At 53.1% G+C, this 20,863-nt stretch carries 18 protein-coding genes and 1 riboswitch; of the genes, 14 read left to right on the forward strand and 4 right to left on the reverse strand.

All coding sequences use genetic code 11. The features are described from left to right. Positions 1–80: 80 nt before the first annotated feature. On the forward strand, positions 81–125 hold the full coding sequence (locus HEN33_RS26945; protein ID WP_175565144.1) for a hypothetical protein: 45 nt from the start codon (positions 81–83) through the stop codon (positions 123–125). Positions 126–279: 154 nt separating this feature from the next. Here the strand turns inward: HEN33_RS26945 and leuO are convergent, their stop codons facing one another. Further along, positions 280–1,224: a transcriptional regulator LeuO gene (gene leuO, locus HEN33_RS03700; protein ID WP_001361829.1), complete on the reverse strand. Its 945-nt coding sequence runs from the start codon at positions 1,222–1,224 to the stop codon at positions 280–282. Between the two features lie 658 nt (positions 1,225–1,882). Between leuO and leuL the strand changes: the two genes are divergently transcribed. The 5 genes from leuL to leuD all read left to right on the forward strand — a co-directional run bounded on the left by leuL (position 1,883) and on the right by leuD (position 6,743). Next, complete coding sequence (gene leuL, locus HEN33_RS03705; RefSeq protein ID WP_001300467.1) at positions 1,883–1,969, forward strand: leu operon leader peptide; 87 nt, start codon at positions 1,883–1,885, stop codon at positions 1,967–1,969. Positions 1,970–2,061: 92 nt separating this feature from the next. Next, positions 2,062–3,633, forward strand: coding sequence for a 2-isopropylmalate synthase (leuA, locus tag HEN33_RS03710; protein ID WP_000082846.1), 1,572 nt, complete (start codon positions 2,062–2,064; stop codon positions 3,631–3,633). Continuing rightward, a complete protein-coding gene (gene leuB / locus HEN33_RS03715; RefSeq protein ID WP_176262763.1) occupies positions 3,633–4,724 on the forward strand; it encodes a 3-isopropylmalate dehydrogenase in 1,092 nt (363 codons plus the stop codon). The genes leuA and leuB overlap by 1 nt, the downstream gene beginning before the upstream one ends. A 2-nt stretch (positions 4,725–4,726) precedes the next feature. Beyond that, positions 4,727–6,127, forward strand: coding sequence for a 3-isopropylmalate dehydratase large subunit (gene leuC, locus HEN33_RS03720; RefSeq protein WP_001140645.1), 1,401 nt, complete (start codon positions 4,727–4,729; stop codon positions 6,125–6,127). Positions 6,128–6,137: 10 nt separating this feature from the next. After that, the gene (gene leuD, locus HEN33_RS03725; RefSeq protein ID WP_000818236.1) at positions 6,138–6,743 is read left to right on the forward strand and encodes a 3-isopropylmalate dehydratase small subunit; all 606 of its coding nucleotides are present in this window, start codon (positions 6,138–6,140) and stop codon (positions 6,741–6,743) included. Between the two features lie 107 nt (positions 6,744–6,850). On the opposite strand, the gene sgrT is transcribed toward leuD, so the two are convergent. After that, positions 6,851–6,982, reverse strand: coding sequence for a glucose uptake inhibitor SgrT (sgrT, locus tag HEN33_RS03730; protein WP_176262762.1), 132 nt, complete (start codon positions 6,980–6,982; stop codon positions 6,851–6,853). Between the two features lie 88 nt (positions 6,983–7,070). Here sgrT and sgrR point away from each other — a divergent pair, with 88 nt between their 5' ends. The 4 genes from sgrR to thiQ all read left to right on the forward strand — a co-directional run bounded on the left by sgrR (position 7,071) and on the right by thiQ (position 12,141). Beyond that, on the forward strand, positions 7,071–8,726 hold the full coding sequence (gene sgrR, locus HEN33_RS03735) for a DNA-binding transcriptional regulator SgrR (protein WP_176262761.1): 1,656 nt from the start codon (positions 7,071–7,073) through the stop codon (positions 8,724–8,726). 33 nt (positions 8,727–8,759) lie between these two features. Continuing rightward, positions 8,760–8,859, forward strand: a riboswitch (TPP riboswitch). 30 nt (positions 8,860–8,889) lie between these two features. Then, positions 8,890–9,873, forward strand: a complete 984-nt coding sequence (gene thiB, locus HEN33_RS03740; protein ID WP_176262760.1) for a thiamine ABC transporter substrate binding subunit — start codon at positions 8,890–8,892, stop codon at positions 9,871–9,873. Next, positions 9,849–11,459 carry a thiamine/thiamine pyrophosphate ABC transporter permease ThiP gene (gene thiP, locus HEN33_RS03745; protein WP_105277277.1) on the forward strand — a complete coding sequence of 537 codons (1,611 nt, stop codon included), beginning with the start codon at positions 9,849–9,851 and terminating at the stop codon, positions 11,457–11,459. The genes thiB and thiP overlap by 25 nt, the downstream gene beginning before the upstream one ends. Further along, on the forward strand, positions 11,443–12,141 hold the full coding sequence (gene thiQ, locus HEN33_RS03750) for a thiamine ABC transporter ATP-binding protein ThiQ (protein ID WP_000916288.1): 699 nt from the start codon (positions 11,443–11,445) through the stop codon (positions 12,139–12,141). The genes thiP and thiQ overlap by 17 nt, the downstream gene beginning before the upstream one ends. A gap of 112 nt (positions 12,142–12,253) precedes the next feature. Here thiQ and HEN33_RS03755 read toward each other — a convergent pair whose 3' ends face one another. Further along, positions 12,254–13,018 carry a DedA family protein gene (locus HEN33_RS03755; RefSeq protein ID WP_105271185.1) on the reverse strand — a complete coding sequence of 255 codons (765 nt, stop codon included), beginning with the start codon at positions 13,016–13,018 and terminating at the stop codon, positions 12,254–12,256. An 85-nt stretch (positions 13,019–13,103) separates the two neighbouring features. Then, the gene (gene araC, locus HEN33_RS03760; protein ID WP_001300811.1) at positions 13,104–13,982 is read right to left on the reverse strand and encodes an arabinose operon transcriptional regulator AraC; all 879 of its coding nucleotides are present in this window, start codon (positions 13,980–13,982) and stop codon (positions 13,104–13,106) included. 338 nt (positions 13,983–14,320) lie between these two features. Between araC and araB the strand changes: the two genes are divergently transcribed. From araB to polB, 4 genes are all read left to right on the forward strand, one after another. After that, entirely contained in the window at positions 14,321–16,021 is a 1,701-nt protein-coding gene (gene araB, locus HEN33_RS03765; RefSeq protein WP_176262759.1) for a ribulokinase, read from the forward strand. 10 nt (positions 16,022–16,031) lie between these two features. Continuing rightward, entirely contained in the window at positions 16,032–17,534 is a 1,503-nt protein-coding gene (araA, locus tag HEN33_RS03770; protein ID WP_176262758.1) for an L-arabinose isomerase, read from the forward strand. Between the two features lie 114 nt (positions 17,535–17,648). Continuing rightward, a complete protein-coding gene (gene araD, locus HEN33_RS03775) occupies positions 17,649–18,344 on the forward strand; it encodes an L-ribulose-5-phosphate 4-epimerase (protein WP_000888679.1) in 696 nt (231 codons plus the stop codon). A 74-nt stretch (positions 18,345–18,418) separates the two neighbouring features. Then, positions 18,419–20,770 (forward strand): DNA polymerase II, encoded by a 2,352-nt coding sequence (gene polB / locus HEN33_RS03780; RefSeq protein WP_176262757.1) that lies wholly within the window; start codon positions 18,419–18,421, stop codon positions 20,768–20,770. The last annotated feature ends 93 nt before the right edge of the window (positions 20,771–20,863 follow it).

Raw genomic sequence — 20,863 nt, forward strand, 5'->3', positions numbered from 1 at the left:
ACATTAACCGCCCGATCTTGCTTAAGCAATTGGTAGCCAGAGACATAAATACGAGGTAATAAGAATAAACAGGAGGAAAGGTGAAAAGAAACGATAAAATCCTCCATTACGGAGGATTAAATTGATAATAAATCGGCTAAATCCCACAACTTACAGCAATTTCTCTATTTTTTTAATTAATCCTAAAATAGTGAACTCACACATTCAGAATAAAATTCTATATTCAATAAAAAATACAGAATAAATCAGTAATCAATATCTGACCTATTCTGCATTCAGTTAGCGCTTGCAAATTGAGACTAATTGCTCTTCCATCCACTGATGGCCTTTGTCGCGCCCGGCAGCTTCATGCCAGGAGAGATAACAGGTTCTGCTATTTTGTTTTAATGGCAGCGGTAATACCTGTAACTCTAAAGATTCAGCGAACTCTTCAGCCAGCCAACGCGGCGCAATAGCGACCAGATGCGTTTGCGACACCACGCTCAGTACACTCATCATTGCCATGCCCTGATACGCGATACTGGCTTGTTTATCTACCGTGTCATACCACGGTTGACTAAATGACGCGAAACGATCGAGCGAAACTGCCGCATGTTGTTCGTTATAAACATCATGTTTCAGTAACGGGCCTTTAATTGTTGGATGATTTTTGCTGGCTACCAGCACCATTTCATCTTTAAATAATGGCACACTGGTAAATTCAGGACGATGGAAGTCTTCATAACTAATCACAAACTCCGTTTCCTGATAACGCAGTTGATGTTCAGTGTTCTGATTTAATGAAGACTTGAACATAACATGTATATTTGGCGCAGTTTGCTCAATGTGATTATAAATCTGCGAGGTCAGAATGCTGTCTAACGGACTGCAAACACAAAGATGAAATACACGTTCACTGCTCGCGGGTTCAAAACCTGAACCTGGCAATTCATTTTGTACTAATTGCAATGCCTGACGAACTGAACCAAAAAGTTGAAATGCGCGAGCAGTCGGTTGAATGCCACGGCCATAACGAACAAAAAGCTCGTCATTAAACATCACCTTCAGGCGTGCAACCGCGTTACTGACCGCAGGTTGCGACATCCCCAGAACATGAGCGGCACGGGTGATGTTTTGCTCCTGCATCACGGCATCGAAAACGGTTAATAAGTTGAGATCGACCATGCGTAGTTGTGGCTTGCTTAACTCCGCCGTCTCTGGTTGATCTGTTTGTACCTCTGGCATACTTAACTCCACTGTCACACTTAACTCCCTTTCCCTTATTGGAATGCAGAGAAATAATCCTCGAGAATATGATTTATCATGCATATAAAATAAGAAAAAGGAAAATGAGAAAAATTAGGAAAACATAAAGATACGGGTTCTTATAAAAACAGAACCCATTGCCGAGTAAAGAGTCATTTACCGCAGCATAATAATCCATAATGTTTTTGTTGCGAAAACAATCTAATCATAACTACCGCGAATACTCAATCATCCACAAAATGGATTAAATGTGCTTTTTTAATAATTAATTTATATGTTTAATGCATTAATTCTTAACATTAATTGAACAATAATATTCACCAAATGAATATCAAAAAATTAGCAAAACATATAATTCAATACAAATCATCAAGATAGGTTTTGTAACGCGTGCATTTTATCCCCCTTTTCCTCGTTGATTAGATGCAAAAATTTATTCTGAAATATGTCAACCGATGAAAAGCGTCGGTGGTTAAGCAGAAATTAATATCGCTTGTTTTAACCACCGCAGCACAATTAGCTAATTTGACGAATGCAGAACTCACTCTGGCGGAACGTTTTTGTTGCGTCAGGGTTGACATCCGTTTTTGTATCCAGTAACTCTAAAAGCATATCGTATTCATCTGGAGCTGATTTAATGACTCACATCGTTCGCTTTATCGGTCTACTACTACTAAACGCATCTTCTTTGCGCGGTAGACGAGTGAGCGGCATTCAGCATTAAGCCAGCACGCAGTCAAACAAAAAACCCGCGCCATTGCGCGGGTTTTTTTATGCCCGAAGCGAGGCGCTCAAAAAGAGACAAGGACCCAAACCATGAGCCAGCAAGTCATTATTTTCGATACCACATTGCGCGACGGTGAACAGGCGTTACAGGCAAGCTTGAGTGTGAAAGAAAAACTGCAAATTGCGCTGGCCCTTGAGCGTATGGGTGTTGACGTGATGGAAGTCGGTTTCCCCGTCTCTTCGCCGGGCGATTTCGAATCGGTGCAGACCATCGCCCGCCAGGTCAAAAACAGCCGCGTATGTGCGTTAGCTCGCTGCGTGGAAAAGGATATCGACGTGGCAGCTGAATCTCTGAAAGTTGCCGAAGCCTTCCGTATCCATACCTTTATTGCCACTTCGCCAATGCACATCGCCACCAAGCTGCGCAGCACGCTGGACGAAGTGATCGAACGCGCTATCTATATGGTGAAACGCGCCCGTAATTACACCGATGATGTTGAATTTTCTTGCGAAGATGCCGGACGCACACCCATTGCCGATCTGGCGCGCGTGGTTGAAGCGGCGATTAATGCCGGTGCCACCACCATCAACATTCCGGACACCGTGGGCTACACCATGCCATTTGAGTTCGCCGGAATCATCAGCGGCCTGTATGAACGCGTGCCTAACATCGACAAAGCCATTATCTCCGTACATACCCACGACGATTTAGGCCTGGCAGTTGGCAACTCACTGGCGGCGGTACATGCCGGAGCGCGCCAGGTGGAAGGTGCAATGAATGGGATCGGCGAGCGAGCCGGTAACTGTTCGCTGGAAGAAGTGATCATGGCGATCAAAGTACGTAAGGATATTCTTAACGTTCATACCGCCATTAATCACCAGGAAATATGGCGCACCAGCCAGTTAGTTAGCCAGATTTGTAATATGCCGATCCCGGCAAACAAAGCCATTGTTGGCAGCGGCGCATTCGCACACTCCTCCGGTATCCACCAGGATGGCGTGCTGAAAAACCGCGAAAACTACGAAATCATGACACCAGAATCTATTGGTCTGAACCAAATCCAGCTGAATCTGACCTCTCGTTCCGGTCGTGCGGCAGTAAAACACCGCATGGATGAGATGGGGTATAAAGAAAGTGAATATAATTTAGACAATTTGTACGATGCCTTCCTGAAGCTGGCGGACAAAAAAGGTCAGGTGTTTGATTACGATCTGGAGGCGCTGGCCTTCATCGGTAAGCAGCAAGAAGAGCCGGAGCATTTCCGTCTGGATTACTTCAGCGTGCAGTCTGGTTCTAACGATATTGCCACTGCCGCCGTCAAACTGGCCTGTGGCGAGGAAGTTAAAGCGGAAGCTGCCAACGGTAATGGTCCGGTCGATGCCGTCTATCAGGCGATTAACCGCATCACTGACTATAACGTCGAACTGGTGAAATACAGCCTGACCGCCAAAGGCCACGGTAAAGATGCGCTGGGTCAGGTGGATATCGTCGCTAACTACAACGGTCGCCGCTTCCACGGCGTCGGCCTGGCCACCGATATTGTCGAGTCCTCCGCCAAAGCCATGGTGCACGTACTGAACAATATCTGGCGCGCCGCAGAAGTCGAAAAAGAGTTGCAACGCAAAGCTCAACACAACGAAAACAACAAGGAAACCGTGTGATGTCGAAGAATTACCATATTGCCGTTTTACCCGGAGATGGGATCGGGCCGGAAGTGATGACCCAGGCACTGAAAGTGCTGGATGCCGTGCGTAACCGCTTTGCGATGCGTATCACCACCAGCCATTACGATGTAGGCGGCGCAGCCATTGATAACCACGGGCAGCCGCTGCCGCCTGCGACGGTTGAAGGTTGTGAGCAAGCCGATGCCGTGCTGTTTGGCTCGGTGGGCGGCCCGAAATGGGAACATTTGCCGCCAGACCAGCAACCAGAACGCGGCGCGCTGTTGCCTTTGCGTAAGCACTTCAAATTATTCAGCAACCTGCGTCCGGCAAAACTGTATCATGGGCTGGAAGCATTCTGTCCGCTGCGTGCTGACATTGCCGCTAACGGCTTCGACATCCTGTGCGTGCGCGAACTGACCGGTGGCATCTATTTCGGTCAACCAAAAGGCCGCGAAGGTAGCGGACAATATGAAAAAGCGTTTGATACCGAGGTGTATCACCGTTTTGAGATCGAGCGCATTGCCCGTATCGCGTTTGAATCTGCCCGCAAGCGTCGTCGCAAAGTCACCTCAATCGACAAAGCCAATGTGCTGCAATCCTCTATTTTATGGCGGGAGATTGTTAACGAGATCGCCACGGAGTATCCGGATGTCGAACTGGCGCATATGTACATCGACAACGCTACCATGCAGCTGATTAAAGATCCGTCGCAGTTTGACGTACTGCTGTGCTCCAACCTGTTTGGCGACATTCTGTCTGATGAATGCGCGATGATCACAGGCTCGATGGGCATGTTGCCTTCCGCCAGCCTGAACGAGCAAGGTTTTGGTCTGTATGAACCGGCGGGCGGCTCGGCACCCGATATCGCAGGCAAAAACATCGCCAACCCGATTGCACAAATTCTGTCGCTGGCGCTGCTGCTGCGTTACAGCCTGGATGCCGATGATGCGGCTTCCGCCATTGAACGCGCCATTAACCGCGCGTTAGAAGAAGGCATTCGCACCGGGGATTTAGCCCGTGGCGCTGCCGCCGTTAGTACCGATGAAATGGGCGATATCATTGCCCGCTATGTGGCAGAAGGGGTGTAATCATGGCTAAGACGTTATACGAAAAATTATTCGACGCTCACGTAGTGTACGAAGCCGAAAACGAAACCCCGCTGTTATATATCGACCGTCATCTGGTACATGAAGTGACCTCACCGCAGGCGTTCGATGGTCTGCGCGCCCACGGTCGCCCGGTACGTCAGCCGGGGAAAACCTTCGCCACCATGGATCACAACGTCTCGACTCAGACTAAAGACATTAATGCCTGCGGTGAGATGGCGCGCATCCAGATGCAGGAACTGATCAAAAACTGCAAAGAGTTTGGCGTCGAACTGTATGACCTGAATCACCCGTATCAGGGGATTGTCCACGTAATGGGGCCGGAACAGGGCGTCACCTTACCCGGAATGACCATTGTCTGCGGCGACTCACATACCGCCACCCACGGGGCGTTTGGTGCACTGGCCTTTGGTATCGGTACATCCGAGGTCGAACACGTACTGGCAACGCAGACCCTGAAACAGGGGCGCGCGAAAACCATGAAAATTGAAGTCCAGGGCAAAGCTGCGCCGGGCATTACCGCGAAAGATATTGTGCTGGCGATTATCGGTAAAACCGGCAGCGCTGGCGGTACCGGGCATGTGGTGGAGTTTTGCGGCGAAGCAATCCGTGATTTAAGCATGGAAGGTCGTATGACCCTGTGCAACATGGCAATCGAAATGGGCGCAAAAGCCGGTCTGGTTGCGCCGGACGAAACCACCTTTAACTATGTTAAAGGCCGTCTGCATGCGCCGAAAGGTAAAGATTTCGACGACGCCGTTGCCTACTGGAAAACTCTGCAAACCGACGAAGGCGCAACTTTCGATACCGTTGTCACTCTGCAAGCAGAAGAGATCGCCCCGCAGGTAACATGGGGAACTAACCCCGGTCAGGTGATCTCCGTGAACGACAACATTCCCGATCCGGCTTCGTTTGCCGATCCGGTTGAACGCGCGTCGGCAGAAAAAGCGCTGGCCTATATGGGGCTGAAACCGGGTATTCCGCTGACCGAAGTGGCTATCGACAAAGTGTTTATCGGTTCCTGCACCAACTCGCGCATTGAAGATTTACGCGCGGCGGCTGAAATCGCCAAAGGCCGGAAAGTCGCACCAGGCGTGCAGGCACTGGTGGTTCCCGGCTCTGGCCCGGTAAAAGCCCAGGCGGAAGCGGAAGGTCTGGACAAAATCTTTATTGAAGCTGGTTTTGAATGGCGCTTGCCAGGCTGCTCAATGTGTCTGGCGATGAACAACGACCGCCTGAATCCGGGCGAGCGTTGTGCCTCCACCAGCAACCGTAACTTTGAAGGCCGCCAGGGGCGTGGCGGGCGCACGCATCTGGTCAGCCCGGCAATGGCTGCCGCTGCTGCTGTGACCGGACATTTCGCCGACATTCGCAACATTAAATAAGGAGCACACCATGGCAGAGAAATTTATCAAACATACAGGCCTGGTGGTTCCACTGGATGCCGCCAATGTCGATACCGATGCAATCATCCCGAAACAGTTTTTGCAGAAAGTGACGCGCACTGGTTTTGGCGCGCATCTGTTTAATGACTGGCGTTTTCTGGATGAAAAAGGCCAACAGCCAAACCCGGACTTCGTGCTGAACTTTCCGCAATATCAGGGCGCTTCCATTTTGCTGGCACGAGAAAACTTCGGCTGCGGTTCCTCGCGTGAGCATGCGCCGTGGGCATTGACTGATTACGGTTTTAAAGTGGTGATTGCGCCGAGTTTTGCTGACATCTTCTACGGCAATAGCTTTAACAACCAGCTGCTGCCGGTGAAATTAAGCGATGCAGAAGTGGATGAGCTGTTTGCTTTGGTGCAAGCCAATCCGGGGATTCATTTTGATGTGGACCTGGAAGCGCAAGAGGTGAAAGCGGGAGAGAAAACTTATCGCTTTACCATCGATGCCTTCCGCCGCCACTGCATGATGAACGGTCTGGACAGCATCGGCCTGACTCTGCAGCACGACGACGCAATTGCGTCTTATGAAGAGAAGCAACCGGCGTTTATGCGTTAGTTTGTACACCGTCCCGCACTCAATCGCCAAAAAGAAAAAAGCCAGCAGATAATCACTGCTGGCGTGGCGATTAACACCAATACTCAGTCACACATGATGTCCGCAAATCAGTAGTCAGAATGACTCCCCTCCCACTGCATCAGTTCTTCAAGCATAGTTAATCGTTGTGGGACGCTTAACCAACGCAACCAGCACAACTTCGCTGTCGCGGTAAAATAGTGCTGATAAAACTGATGCATGGGACACCTCCTTGCTTCATCGTTAGGAATTATTGACTTAATATAGGGAAAATAAAATTGCTGACTTTTGCGCAGGAGTTCCCCTTTTATGCCATCTGCTCGTCTGCAACAACAGTTCATCCGCCTGTGGCAATGCTGCGAGGGTAAATCGCAGGACACAACGCTCAACGAACTAGCGGAGTTATTGAGCTGCTCCCGTCGTCATATGCGCACCCTGCTCAATACCATGCAGGATCGCGGCTGGCTGACGTGGGAAGCGGAGGTCGGGCGCGGTAAACGCTCACGTTTAACATTCCTCTATACCGGGCTGGCGCTTCAGCAACAGCGAGCAGAGGACCTGCTGGAGCAGGATCGTATCGATCAACTGGTGCAACTGGTTGGCGACAAAGCGGCTGTGCGGCAAATGTTGGTTTCTCATTTGGGACGCAGCTTCCGCCAGGGGCGGCACATCCTGCGCGTTCTCTACTATCGTCCGTTGCGCAATCTGCTGCCCGGCAGTGCATTGCGCCGTTCCGAAACCCATATCGCCCGGCAAATCTTCAGTTCGCTAACGCGCATAAATGAGGAAAATGGGGAACTGGAAGCAGACATCGCCCACCACTGGCAGCAAATATCACCGCTTCACTGGCGCTTCTTTTTGCGTCCAGGAGTCCATTTTCATCATGGTCGTGAACTGGAAATGGAGGACGTGATCGCCTCTTTAAAACGGATCAATACGCTGCCACTCTATTCACATATTGCTGAAATTGTGTCGCCGACGCCCTGGACGCTGGATATCCATCTCACGCAACCAGACCGCTGGTTGCCGTTACTGTTGGGACAAGTTCCGGCGATGATCCTGCCACGAGAATGGGAAACCCTCAGTAACTTTGCCAGCCATCCCATCGGTACCGGTCCGTATGCGGTGATCCGCAACAGCACCAATCAACTGAAAATTCAGGCATTCGATGACTTCTTCGGTTATCGCGCATTAATCGACGAAGTAAATGTCTGGGTTCTGCCAGAAATTGCCGACGAGCCAGCCGGCGGTCTGATGCTAAAAGGGCCGCAGGGCGAGGAAAAAGAGATTGAAAGTCGGCTGGAAGAAGGTTGCTACTATTTACTGTTCGACAGCCGCACCCACCGTGGGGCGAATCAGCAAGTCAGGGACTGGGTAAGTTATGTGCTTTCTCCAACTAATCTGGTCTATTTCGCCGAGGAACAATACCAGCAACTGTGGTTTCCGGCTTATGGACTGCTCCCCCGCTGGCATCATGCCCGCCCGACGCATTGCGAAAAACCCGCCGGGCTGGAAAACCTCACCCTGACTTTTTATCAGGATCATATTGAGCATCGAGTGATTGCCAGGATCATGCAGCAGATTCTGGCAAGTTATCAGGTCACACTGAAAATTAAAGAGATCAGCTACGATCAGTGGCACGAAGGAGAGATCGAAAGTGACATCTGGCTTAACAGCGCCAACTTTACGCTGCCGCTGGATTTTTCGCTGTTCGCGCACTTGTGCGAGGTGCCGCTGCTCCAACACTGTATTCCGATCGACTGGCAAGCCGACGCCGCCCGCTGGCGCAATGGCGAAATGAATCTGGCGAACTGGTGCCAGCAACTGGTCGCCAGTAAAGCAATGGTGCCACTTATCCACCACTGGCTGATCATTCAGGGGCAACGCAGTATGCGCGGTCTGCGTATGAACACCCTCGGCTGGTTCGATTTTAAATCCGCGTGGTTTGCGCCACCGGATCCATGATTGCTGGTTGATAACAAAATCACTACACTAACGCCGTTCTCAACGGGGTGCCTCGCAGACGCGTGCGCTGAGAAAATACCCGTCGAACCTGATCCGGATAACGCCGGCGAAGGGATTTGAGGCTCCTTCTCAAGTCCTTTGCCACTCTTCTTTGAGGTGCAAAGTGTTAAAAAAATATCTTCCCCTGCTGTTGCTCTGTACAGCACCCGCTTTCGCTAAACCCGTTCTGACTGTTTATACCTACGATTCCTTCGCCGCCGACTGGGGGCCAGGTCCGGTGGTGAAAAAAGCCTTTGAAGCCGACTGTAATTGCGAACTGAAACTGGTGGCGCTGGAAGATGGCGTTTCGCTTCTCAACCGTCTGCGGATGGAAGGCAAAAACAGTAAAGCCGATGTGGTGCTGGGGCTGGATAACAATCTGTTAGATGCCGCCAGCAAAACCGGGCTGTTTGCTAAAAGCGGTGTGGCAGCGGATGCCGTTAACGTTCCCGGCGGCTGGAATAATGACACTTTCGTCCCGTTTGATTACGGCTATTTCGCCTTCGTCTATGACAAGAACAAACTGAAAAATCCGCCGCAAAGCCTGAAAGAATTGATTGAAAGCGATCAAAACTGGCGGGTGATTTATCAGGATCCGCGCACCAGCACGCCGGGGCTGGGTCTGCTGTTGTGGATGCAAAAAGTCTATGGCGATGACGCCCCACAAGCCTGGCAGAAACTGGCGAAGAAAACGGTCACGGTCACCAAAGGCTGGAGCGAAGCCTACGGCCTGTTTTTAAAAGGCGAAAGCGATCTGGTACTGAGTTACACCACCTCTCCGGCTTATCACATTCTCGAAGAGAAGAAAGATAACTACGCCGCGGCGAACTTTAGCGAAGGTCATTATCTGCAAGTAGAAGTTGCTGCCCGCACCGCTGCCAGCAAGCAGCCGGAACTGGCGCAAAAGTTCCTTCAGTTTATGGTTTCTCCGGCCTTCCAGAATGCGATCCCAACCGGCAACTGGATGTATCCGGTGGCAAACGTCACGCTGCCTGCCGGGTTTGAACAACTGACCAAACCAGCAACCACGCTGGAGTTCACGCCAGCCGACGTGGCGGCACAACGTCAGGCATGGATTAGCGAATGGCAACGCGCCGTCAGCCGTTAATTCCCGGCTGGTTAATTCCAGGCGTAAGCGCCGCTACGCTTGTGGTGGCGGTTGCACTGGCGGCATTTCTCGCCCTGTGGTGGAACGCGCCGCAGGGTGACTGGGTGGCAATCTGGCAGGACAGCTACCTGTGGCATGTGGTGCGCTTCTCCTTCTGGCAGGCGTTTCTCTCGGCGCTGCTCTCTGTCGTACCCGCGATATTCCTCGCCCGCGCCCTCTATCGCAGGCGCTTTCCGGGTCGGCTGACGCTGTTGCGTCTGTGCGCAATGACCTTGATCCTCCCGGTGCTGGTTGCTGTTTTCGGCATTCTTAGCGTCTATGGTCGCCAGGGCTGGCTGGCATCACTCTGCCAATCGCTCGGTCTGGAGTGGACCTTTTCGCCCTACGGCCTGCAAGGTATTTTGCTGGCGCACGTATTTTTTAATCTGCCGATGGCGAGCCGCTTATTACTCCAGGCACTGGAAAACATTCCCGGCGAACAACGTCAGCTTGCCGCCCAGCTTGGGATGCGCGGCTGGCATTTTTTCCGCTTCGTCGAATGGCCGTGGTTACGGCGTCAAATCCCGCCGGTTGCCGCGCTTATCTTTATGCTCTGTTTCGCCAGCTTCGCCACCGTGCTATCGCTGGGCGGCGGTCCGCAGGCGACCACTATCGAGCTGGCTATTTATCAGGCGCTGAGTTACGACTACGATCCTGCCCGCGCGGCGATGCTGGCGCTGATCCAGATGGTTTGTTGCCTTGGGCTGGTGCTGTTGAGTCAGCGACTAAGTAAGGCCATTGCGCCCGGCACCACGCTGCTGCAAGGCTGGCGCGACCCGGACGATCGTCTGCATAGCCGCATTTGCGACACGGTGTTAATTGTGCTGGCGCTGTTGCTGTTGCTGCCACCGTTACTGGCGGTGCTCGTCGATGGGATAAATCGCCAGTTGCCGGAAGTGCTGGCGCAGCCGGTGCTGTGGCAGGCGCTGTGGACCTCGTTGCGTATTGCGCTGGCGGCAGGCGTATTATGCGTAGTGCTGACCATGATGCTGTTATGGAGCAGTCGCGAATTGCGGGCTCGGCAAAAAATGCTGGCGGGTCAGGCGCTGGAGATGAGCGGAATGCTGATCCTCGCCATGCCGGGGATTGTGCTGGCAACGGGCTTCTTTTTACTGCTCAACAACACCATCGGCCTGCCACAATCTGCTGACGGCATCGTGATTTTCACCAATGCGTTAATGGCCATCCCTTATGCGCTGAAAGTGCTGGAAAACCCGATGCGCGATATCACTGCCCGCTATAGCATGCTATGTCAGTCGCTGGGCATTGAAGGCTGGTCACGCTTAAAAGTGCTGGAGCTGCGCGCCCTGAAACGTCCGCTGGCGCAGGCGCTGGCCTTTGCGTGTGTGCTGTCGATTGGTGATTTTGGCGTGGTGGCGTTGTTCGGTAACGATGATTTCCGTACCCTGCCGTTTTATCTCTACCAGCAAATTGGCTCCTATCGTAGCCAGGACGGCGCGGTGACCGCGTTAATTCTACTGCTGCTCTGTTTTCTGCTGTTTACCGTGATTGAAAAACTACCGGGGCGAAATGTTAAAACTGACTGATATCACCTGGCTTTATCACCATTTGCCGATGCGTTTTAGCTTAACGGTGGAACGCGGCGAGCAGGTGGCGATCCTCGGGCCAAGCGGCGCGGGTAAAAGTACCCTGCTGAATTTGATCGCCGGTTTTCTGACGCCAGCCAGCGGTTCGCTGACTATCGATGGTGTTGATCACACCACGACACCGCCATCACGCCGTCCGGTATCGATGCTGTTTCAGGAGAACAACCTGTTCAGTCACCTGACGGTCGCGCAGAACATCGGGCTGGGGCTTAATCCTGGATTGAAGCTGAACGCGGCGCAGCAGGAGAAAATGCACGCTATTGCCCGTCAGATGGGGATTGATAATTTAATGGCGCGGTTACCGGGCGAGCTTTCCGGCGGTCAGCGTCAGCGAGTGGCGTTAGCGCGTTGTCTGGTACGCGAACAGCCCATTTTATTGCTCGATGAACCGTTCTCTGCGCTCGATCCGGCGTTACGTCAGGAGATGCTGACGCTGGTGAGCACGAGCTGCCAGCAGCAAAAAATGACGCTATTGATGGTGTCGCACAGTGTAGAAGATGCGGCGCGGATCGCCACACGCTCGGTGGTGGTCGCTGACGGGCGCATCGCCTGGCAGGGTAAGACTGAAGAATTGTTGAGCGGTAAGGCGAGTGCTTCGGCAATATTGGGGATTACGGGTTAGTATGCACTGTCGGATGCGGCGTGAACGCCTTATCCGACCTACGGACAGTGCGTTTTGTAGGCCTGATAAGACGCGGCAAGCGTCGCATCAGGCAACCCGCACAGACTATCCCCTAAACCCCAACCACTTTCCGCAAAATATCGATATATACCGGCATCAACGGGTGGCGAATTAACACTACCAGCGCCACTACACCGACGGCAGAAATTAACGGTGCCAGCCACAACAAACGACCGCGCGACAAATAATGACTTAAACGGTCAGTCGCTTTACCACTGCGCCATAACCGCCAGCACAGCCAGCCGCCAACCCACAAAAACACCGCTGTTGCCAGCAGCAACCACTTAAATTCACCGCTCTGCATCCCGGCAGGAATATCGATCGCCGCACCCGCCAGAATCCCCGGCAGGAAGTAAAACGGAGGCCATAACAGGCAGCCGATAATATTTGGCGTAATAAATTTCGCCACCGGGAGATCCAACATTCCCGCCACCATTGGCACCAGCGGACGCGTCGGGCCGACAAAACGACCGACCAGAATGGTAAACATGCTGTGTTGATGCAACGCATGTTCAGTTTTATCGAGTAATGCTTTGTTCTTCTTCAGAAACGACCAGCGATGCAACGGCTTTTTAAAACGCCAGCCCAGCCAGAAGGAGATCCAGTCGCCCATCAGACAACCGACAATCCCTGCCAGCCAGGCGTGCCAGAAACTTAACTCGCCGCTGCCAATCAGCGCTCCCAGCCCCGCCATCAGCACCGTACCGGGCAGAATCAAACCGACCAGCGCCAGCGACTCCAAAAAGGCCACCAACACTACCGCCATCAATGAATACACGGTGGATTGGGTAATAAAGTGTTCCAGCAATGCTTGCATAATGTGCCTGTCAAATGGACGAAGCAGGGATTCTGCAAACCCTATGCTACTCCGTCAAGCCGTCAATTATCTGATTCGTTACCAATTATGACAACTTGACGGCTACATCATTCACTTTTTCTTCACAACCGGCACGGAACTCACTTGGGCTGGCCCCGGTGCATTTTTTAAATACCCGCGAGAAATAAAGTTGATCGTCAAAGCCAACATTGCGACCGACGGTAGCGATAGGCATCCGGGTGGTGCTCAAAAGCAGCTTCGCCTGACTAATGCGTTGGTCCTCGCGCCAGCTTAAGACACTAATCCCTAACTGTTGGCGGAACAGATGTGACAGACGCGACGGCGACAGGCAAACATGCTGTGCGACGCTGGCGATATCAAAATTGCTGTCTGCCAGGTGATCGCTGATGTACTGACAAGCCTCGCGTACCCGATTATCCATCGGTGGATGGAGCGACTCGTTAATTGCTTCCATGCGCCGAAGTAACAATTGCTCAAGCAGATTTATCGCCAGCAGCTCCGAATAGCGCCCTTCCCCTTGCCCGGCGTTAATGATTTGCCCAAACAGGTCGCTGAAATGCGGCTGGTGCGCTTCATCCGGGCGAAAGAAACCCGTATTGGCAAATATTGACGGCCAGTTAAGCCATTCATGCCAGTAGGCGCGCGGACGAAAGTAAACCCACTGGTGATACCATTCGCGAGCCTCCGGATGACGACCGTAGTGATGAATCTCTCCTGGCGGGAACAGCAAAATATCACCCGGTCGGCAGACAAATTCTCGTCCCTGATTTTTCACCACCCCCTGGCCGCGTATGGTGAGATTGAGAATATAACCCTTCATTCCCAGTGGTCGGTCGATAAAAAAATCGAGATATCCGTTGGCCTCAATCGGCGTTAAACCCGCCACCAGATGGGCGTTAAACGAGTATCCCGGCAGCAGGGGATCATTTTGCGCTTCAGCCATACTTTTCATACTCCCGCCATTCAGAGAAGAAACCAATTGTCCATATTGCATTAGACATTGCCGTCACTGCGTCTTTTACTGGCTCTTCTCGCTAATCCAACCGGTAACCCCGCTTATTAAAAGCATTCTGTAACAAAGCGGGACAAAAGCCATGACAAAAACGCGTAACAAAAGTGTCTATAATCACGGCAGAAAAGTCCACATTGATTATTTGCACGGCGTCACACTTTGCTATGCCATAGCATTTTTATCCATAAGATTAGCGGATCCTACCTGACGCTTTTTTTCGCAACTCTCTACTGTTTCTCCATACCCGTTTTTTTGGATGGAGTGAAACGATGGCGATTGCAATTGGCCTCGATTTTGGCAGTGATTCTGTGCGAGCTTTGGCGGTGGACTGCGCCACCGGTAAAGAGATCGCCACCAGCGTAGAGTGGTATCCCCGTTGGCAGAAAGGGCAATTTTGTGATGCCCCAAATAACCAGTTCCGTCATCATCCGCGTGACTACATTGAGTCAATGGAAGCGGCGCTGAAAACCGTGCTGGCAGCGCTTAGTGCCGAACAGCGCGCAACCGTGGTCGGGATTGGCGTAGACACAACCGGCTCAACGCCCGCACCGATTGATGCCGACGGTAATGTACTGGCGCTGCGCCCGGAGTTTGCCGAAAACCCGAACGCGATGTTCGTATTGTGGAAAGACCACACCGCGGTTGAAGAAGCGGAAGAGATCACCCGTTTGTGTCACGCGCCGGGCAAAGTTGACTACTCCCGCTATATTGGCGGTATTTATTCCAGCGAATGGTTCTGGGCAAAAATCCTGCATGTGACTCGCCAGGACAGCGCCGTGGCGCAATCTGCCGCATCTTGGATTGAACTTTGCGACTGGGTGCCCGCCCTGCTCAGTGGCACCACGCGCCCGCAGGATATTCGCCGCGGACGTTGCAGCGCCGGACATAAATCTCTGTGGCACGAAAGCTGGGGCGGCCTGCCGCCAGCCAGTTTCTTTGACGAACTGGACCCGATCCTCAATCGCCATTTGCCTTCCCCGCTGTTCACTGACACCTGGACTGCCGATATTCCAGTGGGCACGTTATGCCCGGAATGGGCACAGCGTCTCGGCCTGCCTGAAAGCGTGGTGATTTCCGGCGGCGCGTTTGACTGCCATATGGGCGCAGTTGGCGCAGGCGCACAGCCTAACGCTCTGGTAAAAGTTATCGGTACTTCCACCTGCGACATTCTGATTGCCGACAAACAGAGCGTTGGCGAGCGGGCAGTTAAAGGCATTTGCGGTCAGGTTGATGGCAGCGTGGTGCCTGGATTTATCGGTCTGGAAGCAGGCCAATCGGCGTTTGGTGATATCTACGCCTGGTTCGGTCGCGTACTCGGCTGGCCGCTGGAACAGCTTGCCGCCCAACATCCGGAACTGAAAGAGCAAATCAAAGCCAGCCAGAAACAACTGCTCCCGGCGCTGACCGAAGCATGGGCCAAAAATCCGTCTCTGGATCACCTGCCGGTAGTACTCGACTGGTTTAACGGCCGCCGCACGCCAAACGCGAACCAACGCCTGAAAGGCGTGATTACCGATCTGAACCTCGCCACCGATGCTCCGCTGCTGTTCGGCGGTTTAATTGCTGCCACCGCCTTTGGTGCACGCGCAATTATGGAGTGCTTCACCGATCAGGGGATCGCCGTCAATAACGTGATGGCACTGGGCGGCATCGCGCGCAAAAACCAGGTCATTATGCAGGCCTGCTGCGACGTGCTGAATCGCCCGCTGCAAATTGTTGCCTCTGACCAGTGCTGTGCGCTCGGTGCGGCGATTTTTGCTGCCGTCGCCGCGAAAGTGCACGCAGACATCCCATCAGCACAGCAAAAAATGGCCAGTGCGGTAGAGAAAACCCTGCAACCTCGCAGCGAACAGGCACAACGCTTTGAACAGCTTTATCGCCGCTATCAGCAATGGGCGATGAGCGCCGAACAACACTATCTTCCAACTTCCACCCCGGCACAGGCTGCCCAGGCCGTTCCGACTCTATAAGGACACGACAATGACGATTTTTGATAATTATGAAGTGTGGTTTGTAATTGGCAGCCAGCACCTGTATGGCCCCGAAACCCTACGTCAGGTCACCCAACATGCCGAACACGTCGTTAATGCGCTGAATACGGAAGCGAAACTGCCCTGCAAACTGGTGCTGAAAGCGCTGGGCACCACGCCGGATGAAATCACCGCTATTTGCCGTGACGCGAATTACGACGATCGTTGCGCTGGTCTGGTGGTATGGCTGCACACCTTTTCCCCGGCCAAAATGTGGATCAACGGCCTGACCATGCTCAACAAACCGTTGCTGCAATTCCACACCCAGTTCAACGCGGCGCTGCCGTGGGATAGCATCGATATGGACTTTATGAACCTGAACCAGACTGCACATGGCGGTCGCGAGTTCGGCTTCATTGGCGCGCGTATGCGTCAGCAACATGCTGTCGTTACCGGTCACTGGCAGGATAAACAGGCACATGAGCGTATCGGCTCATGGATGCGTCAGGCGGTCTCTAAACAGGATACCCGTCATCTGAAAGTTTGCCGCTTTGGCGATAACATGCGTGAAGTAGCGGTTACCGATGGCGATAAAGTTGCCGCACAAATCAAATTCGGTTTCTCCGTCAATACCTGGGCGGTTGGCGATCTGGTGCAGGTGGTGAACTCCATCAGCGATGGCGATGTTAACGCGCTGGTCGATGAGTACGAAAGCTGCTACACCATGACGCCTGCGACACAAATCCACGGCGAAAAACGGCAGAACGTGCTGGAAGCTGCGCGTATTGAGCTGGGGATGAAGCGTTTCCTGGAACAAGGTGGCTTCCATGCGTTCACCACCACCTTTGAAGATTTGCACGGTCTGAAGCAGCTTCCAGGCCTGGCCGTGCAGCGTCTGATGCAGCAGGGCTACGGCTTTGCGGGCGAAGGCGACTGGAAAACTGCCGCCCTGCTTCGCATCATGAAGGTGATGTCAACCGGTCTGCAGGGCGGCACCTCTTTTATGGAGGACTATACCTACCACTTCGAGAAAGGTAATGACCTGGTGCTCGGCTCCCACATGCTGGAAGTCTGCCCGTCGATCGCCGCAGAAGAGAAACCGATCCTCGACGTTCAGCACCTCGGTATTGGTGGTAAAGACGACCCGGCCCGCCTAATCTTCAACACCCAAACCGGTCCGGCCATTGTCGCCAGCTTGATTGATCTCGGCGATCGTTACCGTCTGCTGGTTAACTGCATCGACACGGTGAAAACGCCGCACACCCTGCCGAAACTGCCGGTGGCGAATGCGCTGTGGAAAGCGCAGCCGGATCTACCAACCGCTTCCGAAGCGTGGATCCTTGCTGGTGGCGCGCACCACACCGTCTTCAGCCATGCGTTGAACCTCAACGATATGCGCCAGTTTGCCGAGATGCACGACATTGAAATCACGGTGATTGATAACGACACCCGCCTGCCAGCGTTTAAAGACGCGCTGCGCTGGAACGAAGTGTATTACGGGTTTCGTCGCTAAGTAGCTGCATCAGGTATGTAACGCCTGATGCGACGCTGACGCGTCTTATCAGGCCTACGCGCTGTGATTTTGTAGGCCGGATAAGCAAAGCGCATCCGGCACGAAGGAGTCAACATGTTAGAAGATCTCAAACGCCAGGTCTTAGAAGCCAACCTGGCGCTGCCAAAACACAACCTGGTCACGCTCACATGGGGCAATGTCAGCGCCGTTGATCGCGAGCGCGGCGTCCTGGTGATCAAACCTTCCGGCGTCGATTACAACGTCATGACCGCTGACGATATGGTCGTGGTCAGCATCGAAACCGGTGAAGTGGTTGAAGGTACGAAAAAGCCCTCCTCCGACACGCCAACTCACCGGCTGCTCTATCAGGCATTCCCGTCCATTGGCGGCATTGTGCATACGCACTCCCGCCACGCCACCATCTGGGCGCAGGCGGGCCAGTCAATTCCGGCAACCGGCACCACCCACGCCGACTATTTCTACGGCACCATTCCCTGCACTCGCAAAATGACCGATGCAGAAATCAATGGCGAATATGAGTGGGAAACCGGTAACGTCATCGTTGAAACTTTCGAAAAACAGGGTATCGACGCAGCGCAAATGCCTGGCGTTCTGGTCCATTCTCACGGCCCGTTTGCATGGGGTAAAAACGCTGAAGACGCAGTGCATAACGCCATCGTGCTGGAAGAAGTCGCTTATATGGGGATTTTCTGCCGCCAGCTTGCTCCGCAGTTACCGGATATGCAGCAAACATTGCTGGATAAACACTATCTGCGTAAGCATGGTGCGAAGGCATATTACGGGCAGTAATGACTGTATAAAACCACAGCCAATCAAACGAAACCAGGCTATAATCAAGCCTGGTTTTTTGATGGAATTTCAGCGTGGCGCAGGCAGGTTTTATCTTAACCCGACACTGGCGGGACACCCCGCAAGGGACAGAGGTCTCTTTCTGGTTAGCGACGGACAACGGGCCGTTACAGGTTATGCTTGCACCGCAAGAGTCCGTGGCGTTTATTCCCGCCGATCAGGTTCCCCGCGCCCAGCATATTTTGCAGGGTGAACAAGGCTTTCGCCTGACGCCGCTGGCGTTAAAGGATTTTCATCGCCAGCCGGTGTATGGCCTTTACTGTCGCGCCCATCGCCAGTTAATGAATTACGAAAAGCGCCTGCGTGAAGCTGGCGTTACCGTCTACGAGGCCGATGTGCGCCCGCCAGAACGCTATCTGATGGAGCGGTTTATCACCACTCCGGTGTGGGTAGAGGGTGATGTGCGCAATGGCGCTATCGTTAATGCCCGTCTGAAACCGCATCCCGACTACCGCCCGCCGCTCAAGTGGGTTTCTATTGATATTGAAACCACCCGCCACGGTGAACTGTACTGCATCGGTCTGGAAGGCTGCGGGCAGCGCATCGTTTATATGCTGGGGCCGGAGAATGGCGATGCCTCCGCGCTTGATTTCGAACTGGAGTACGTCGCCAGTCGTCCGCAGCTGCTGGAAAAACTCAACGCCTGGTTTGCTAACCACGATCCTGATGTGATCATCGGCTGGAACGTGGTGCAGTTCGATCTGCGAATGCTGCAAAAACATGCCGAGCGCTACCGTATTCCACTGCGTCTGGGGCGCGATAACAGTGAGCTGGAGTGGCGCGAGCATGGCTTTAAAAACGGTGTGTTTTTTGCCCTGGCTAAAGGTCGGCTAATTATCGACGGTATCGAGGCGCTGAAATCTGCATTCTGGAATTTCTCTTCTTTCTCGCTGGAAACCGTCGCTCAGGAGTTATTAGGCGAAGGAAAATCTATCGATAACCCGTGGGATCGGATGGACGAAATTGACCGCCGTTTCGCCGAAGATAAACCTGCGCTGGCGACTTATAACCTGAAAGATTGCGAGCTGGTGACGCAGATCTTCCACAAAACTGAAATCATGCCGTTTCTACTCGAACGAGCGACGGTTAACGGCCTGCCGGTAGATCGGCACGGGGGGTCGGTGGCAGCGTTTGGTCATCTCTATTTTCCGCGAATGCATCGCGCTGGTTATGTCGCGCCTAATCTCGGCGAAGTGCCGCCGCACGCCAGCCCTGGCGGCTATGTGATGGATTCGCGGCCTGGGCTTTATGATTCGGTACTGGTGCTGGACTACAAAAGCCTGTACCCCTCGATCATCCGCACCTATCTGATTGATCCCGTCGGGCTGGTGGAAGGCATGGCGCAGCCTGATCCAGAGCACAGCACCGAAGGCTTTCTCGATGCCTGGTTCTCGCGGGAGAAACATTGCCTGCCGGAGATTGTGACTAACATCTGGCACGGGCGCGATGAAGCCAAACGCCAGGGCAATAAACCGTTGTCGCAGGCGCTGAAGATCATTATGAATGCCTTTTACGGCGTGCTCGGTACTACCGCCTGTCGCTTCTTCGATCCGCGCCTGGCATCGTCGATCACCATGCGTGGTCATCAGATCATGCGGCAAACCAAAGCGTTGATTGAAGCGCAGGGCTACGACGTGATCTACGGCGATACCGACTCAACGTTTGTCTGGCTGAAAGGCGCACATTCGGAAGAAGAAGCGGCGAAAATCGGTCGTGCACTGGTGCAGCACGTTAACGCCTGGTGGGCAGAAACGCTGCAAAAACAACAGCTGACCAGCGCATTAGAACTGGAGTATGAAACCCATTTCTGCCGTTTTCTGATGCCAACCATTCGCGGAGCCGATACCGGCAGTAAAAAACGTTATGCCGGGCTGATTCAGGAGGGCGATAAGCAGCGGATGGTGTTTAAAGGGCTGGAAACCGTGCGCACCGACTGGACGCCGCTGGCCCAGCAGTTTCAGCAGGAGCTTTACCTGCGTATCTTCCGCAACGAGCCATATCAGGAGTACGTTCGCGAAACCATCGACAAACTGATGGCGGGTGAACTGGATGCGCGGCTGGTTTACCGTAAACGCCTTCGCCGTCCGCTGAGCGAATATCAGCGTAATGTTCCGCCTCATGTACGCGCCGCTCGCCTTGCCGATGAAGAAAACCAAAAGCGCGGTCGCCCCTTGCAATATCAGAACCGCGGCACCATTAAGTACGTATGGACCACCAACGGCCCGGAGCCGCTGGACTACCAACGTTCACCGCTGGATTACGAACACTATCTGACCCGCCAGCTACAACCCGTGGCGGAGGGAATACTCCCTTTTATTGAGGATAATTTTGCTACACTTATGACCGGGCAACTTGGGCTATTTTGAGCAAAAAAAGAGTTCGCCAGATACCATTTTGATGCGTGACGAATGCTTTGCCATCCAGTACCATAGCGCCCTTTCCATTCCTGGACCTGAATA

Source organism: Escherichia sp. 94.0001 (assembly GCF_013369155.2).
Classification (GTDB): Bacteria; Pseudomonadota; Gammaproteobacteria; order Enterobacterales; family Enterobacteriaceae; genus Escherichia; species Escherichia coli_F.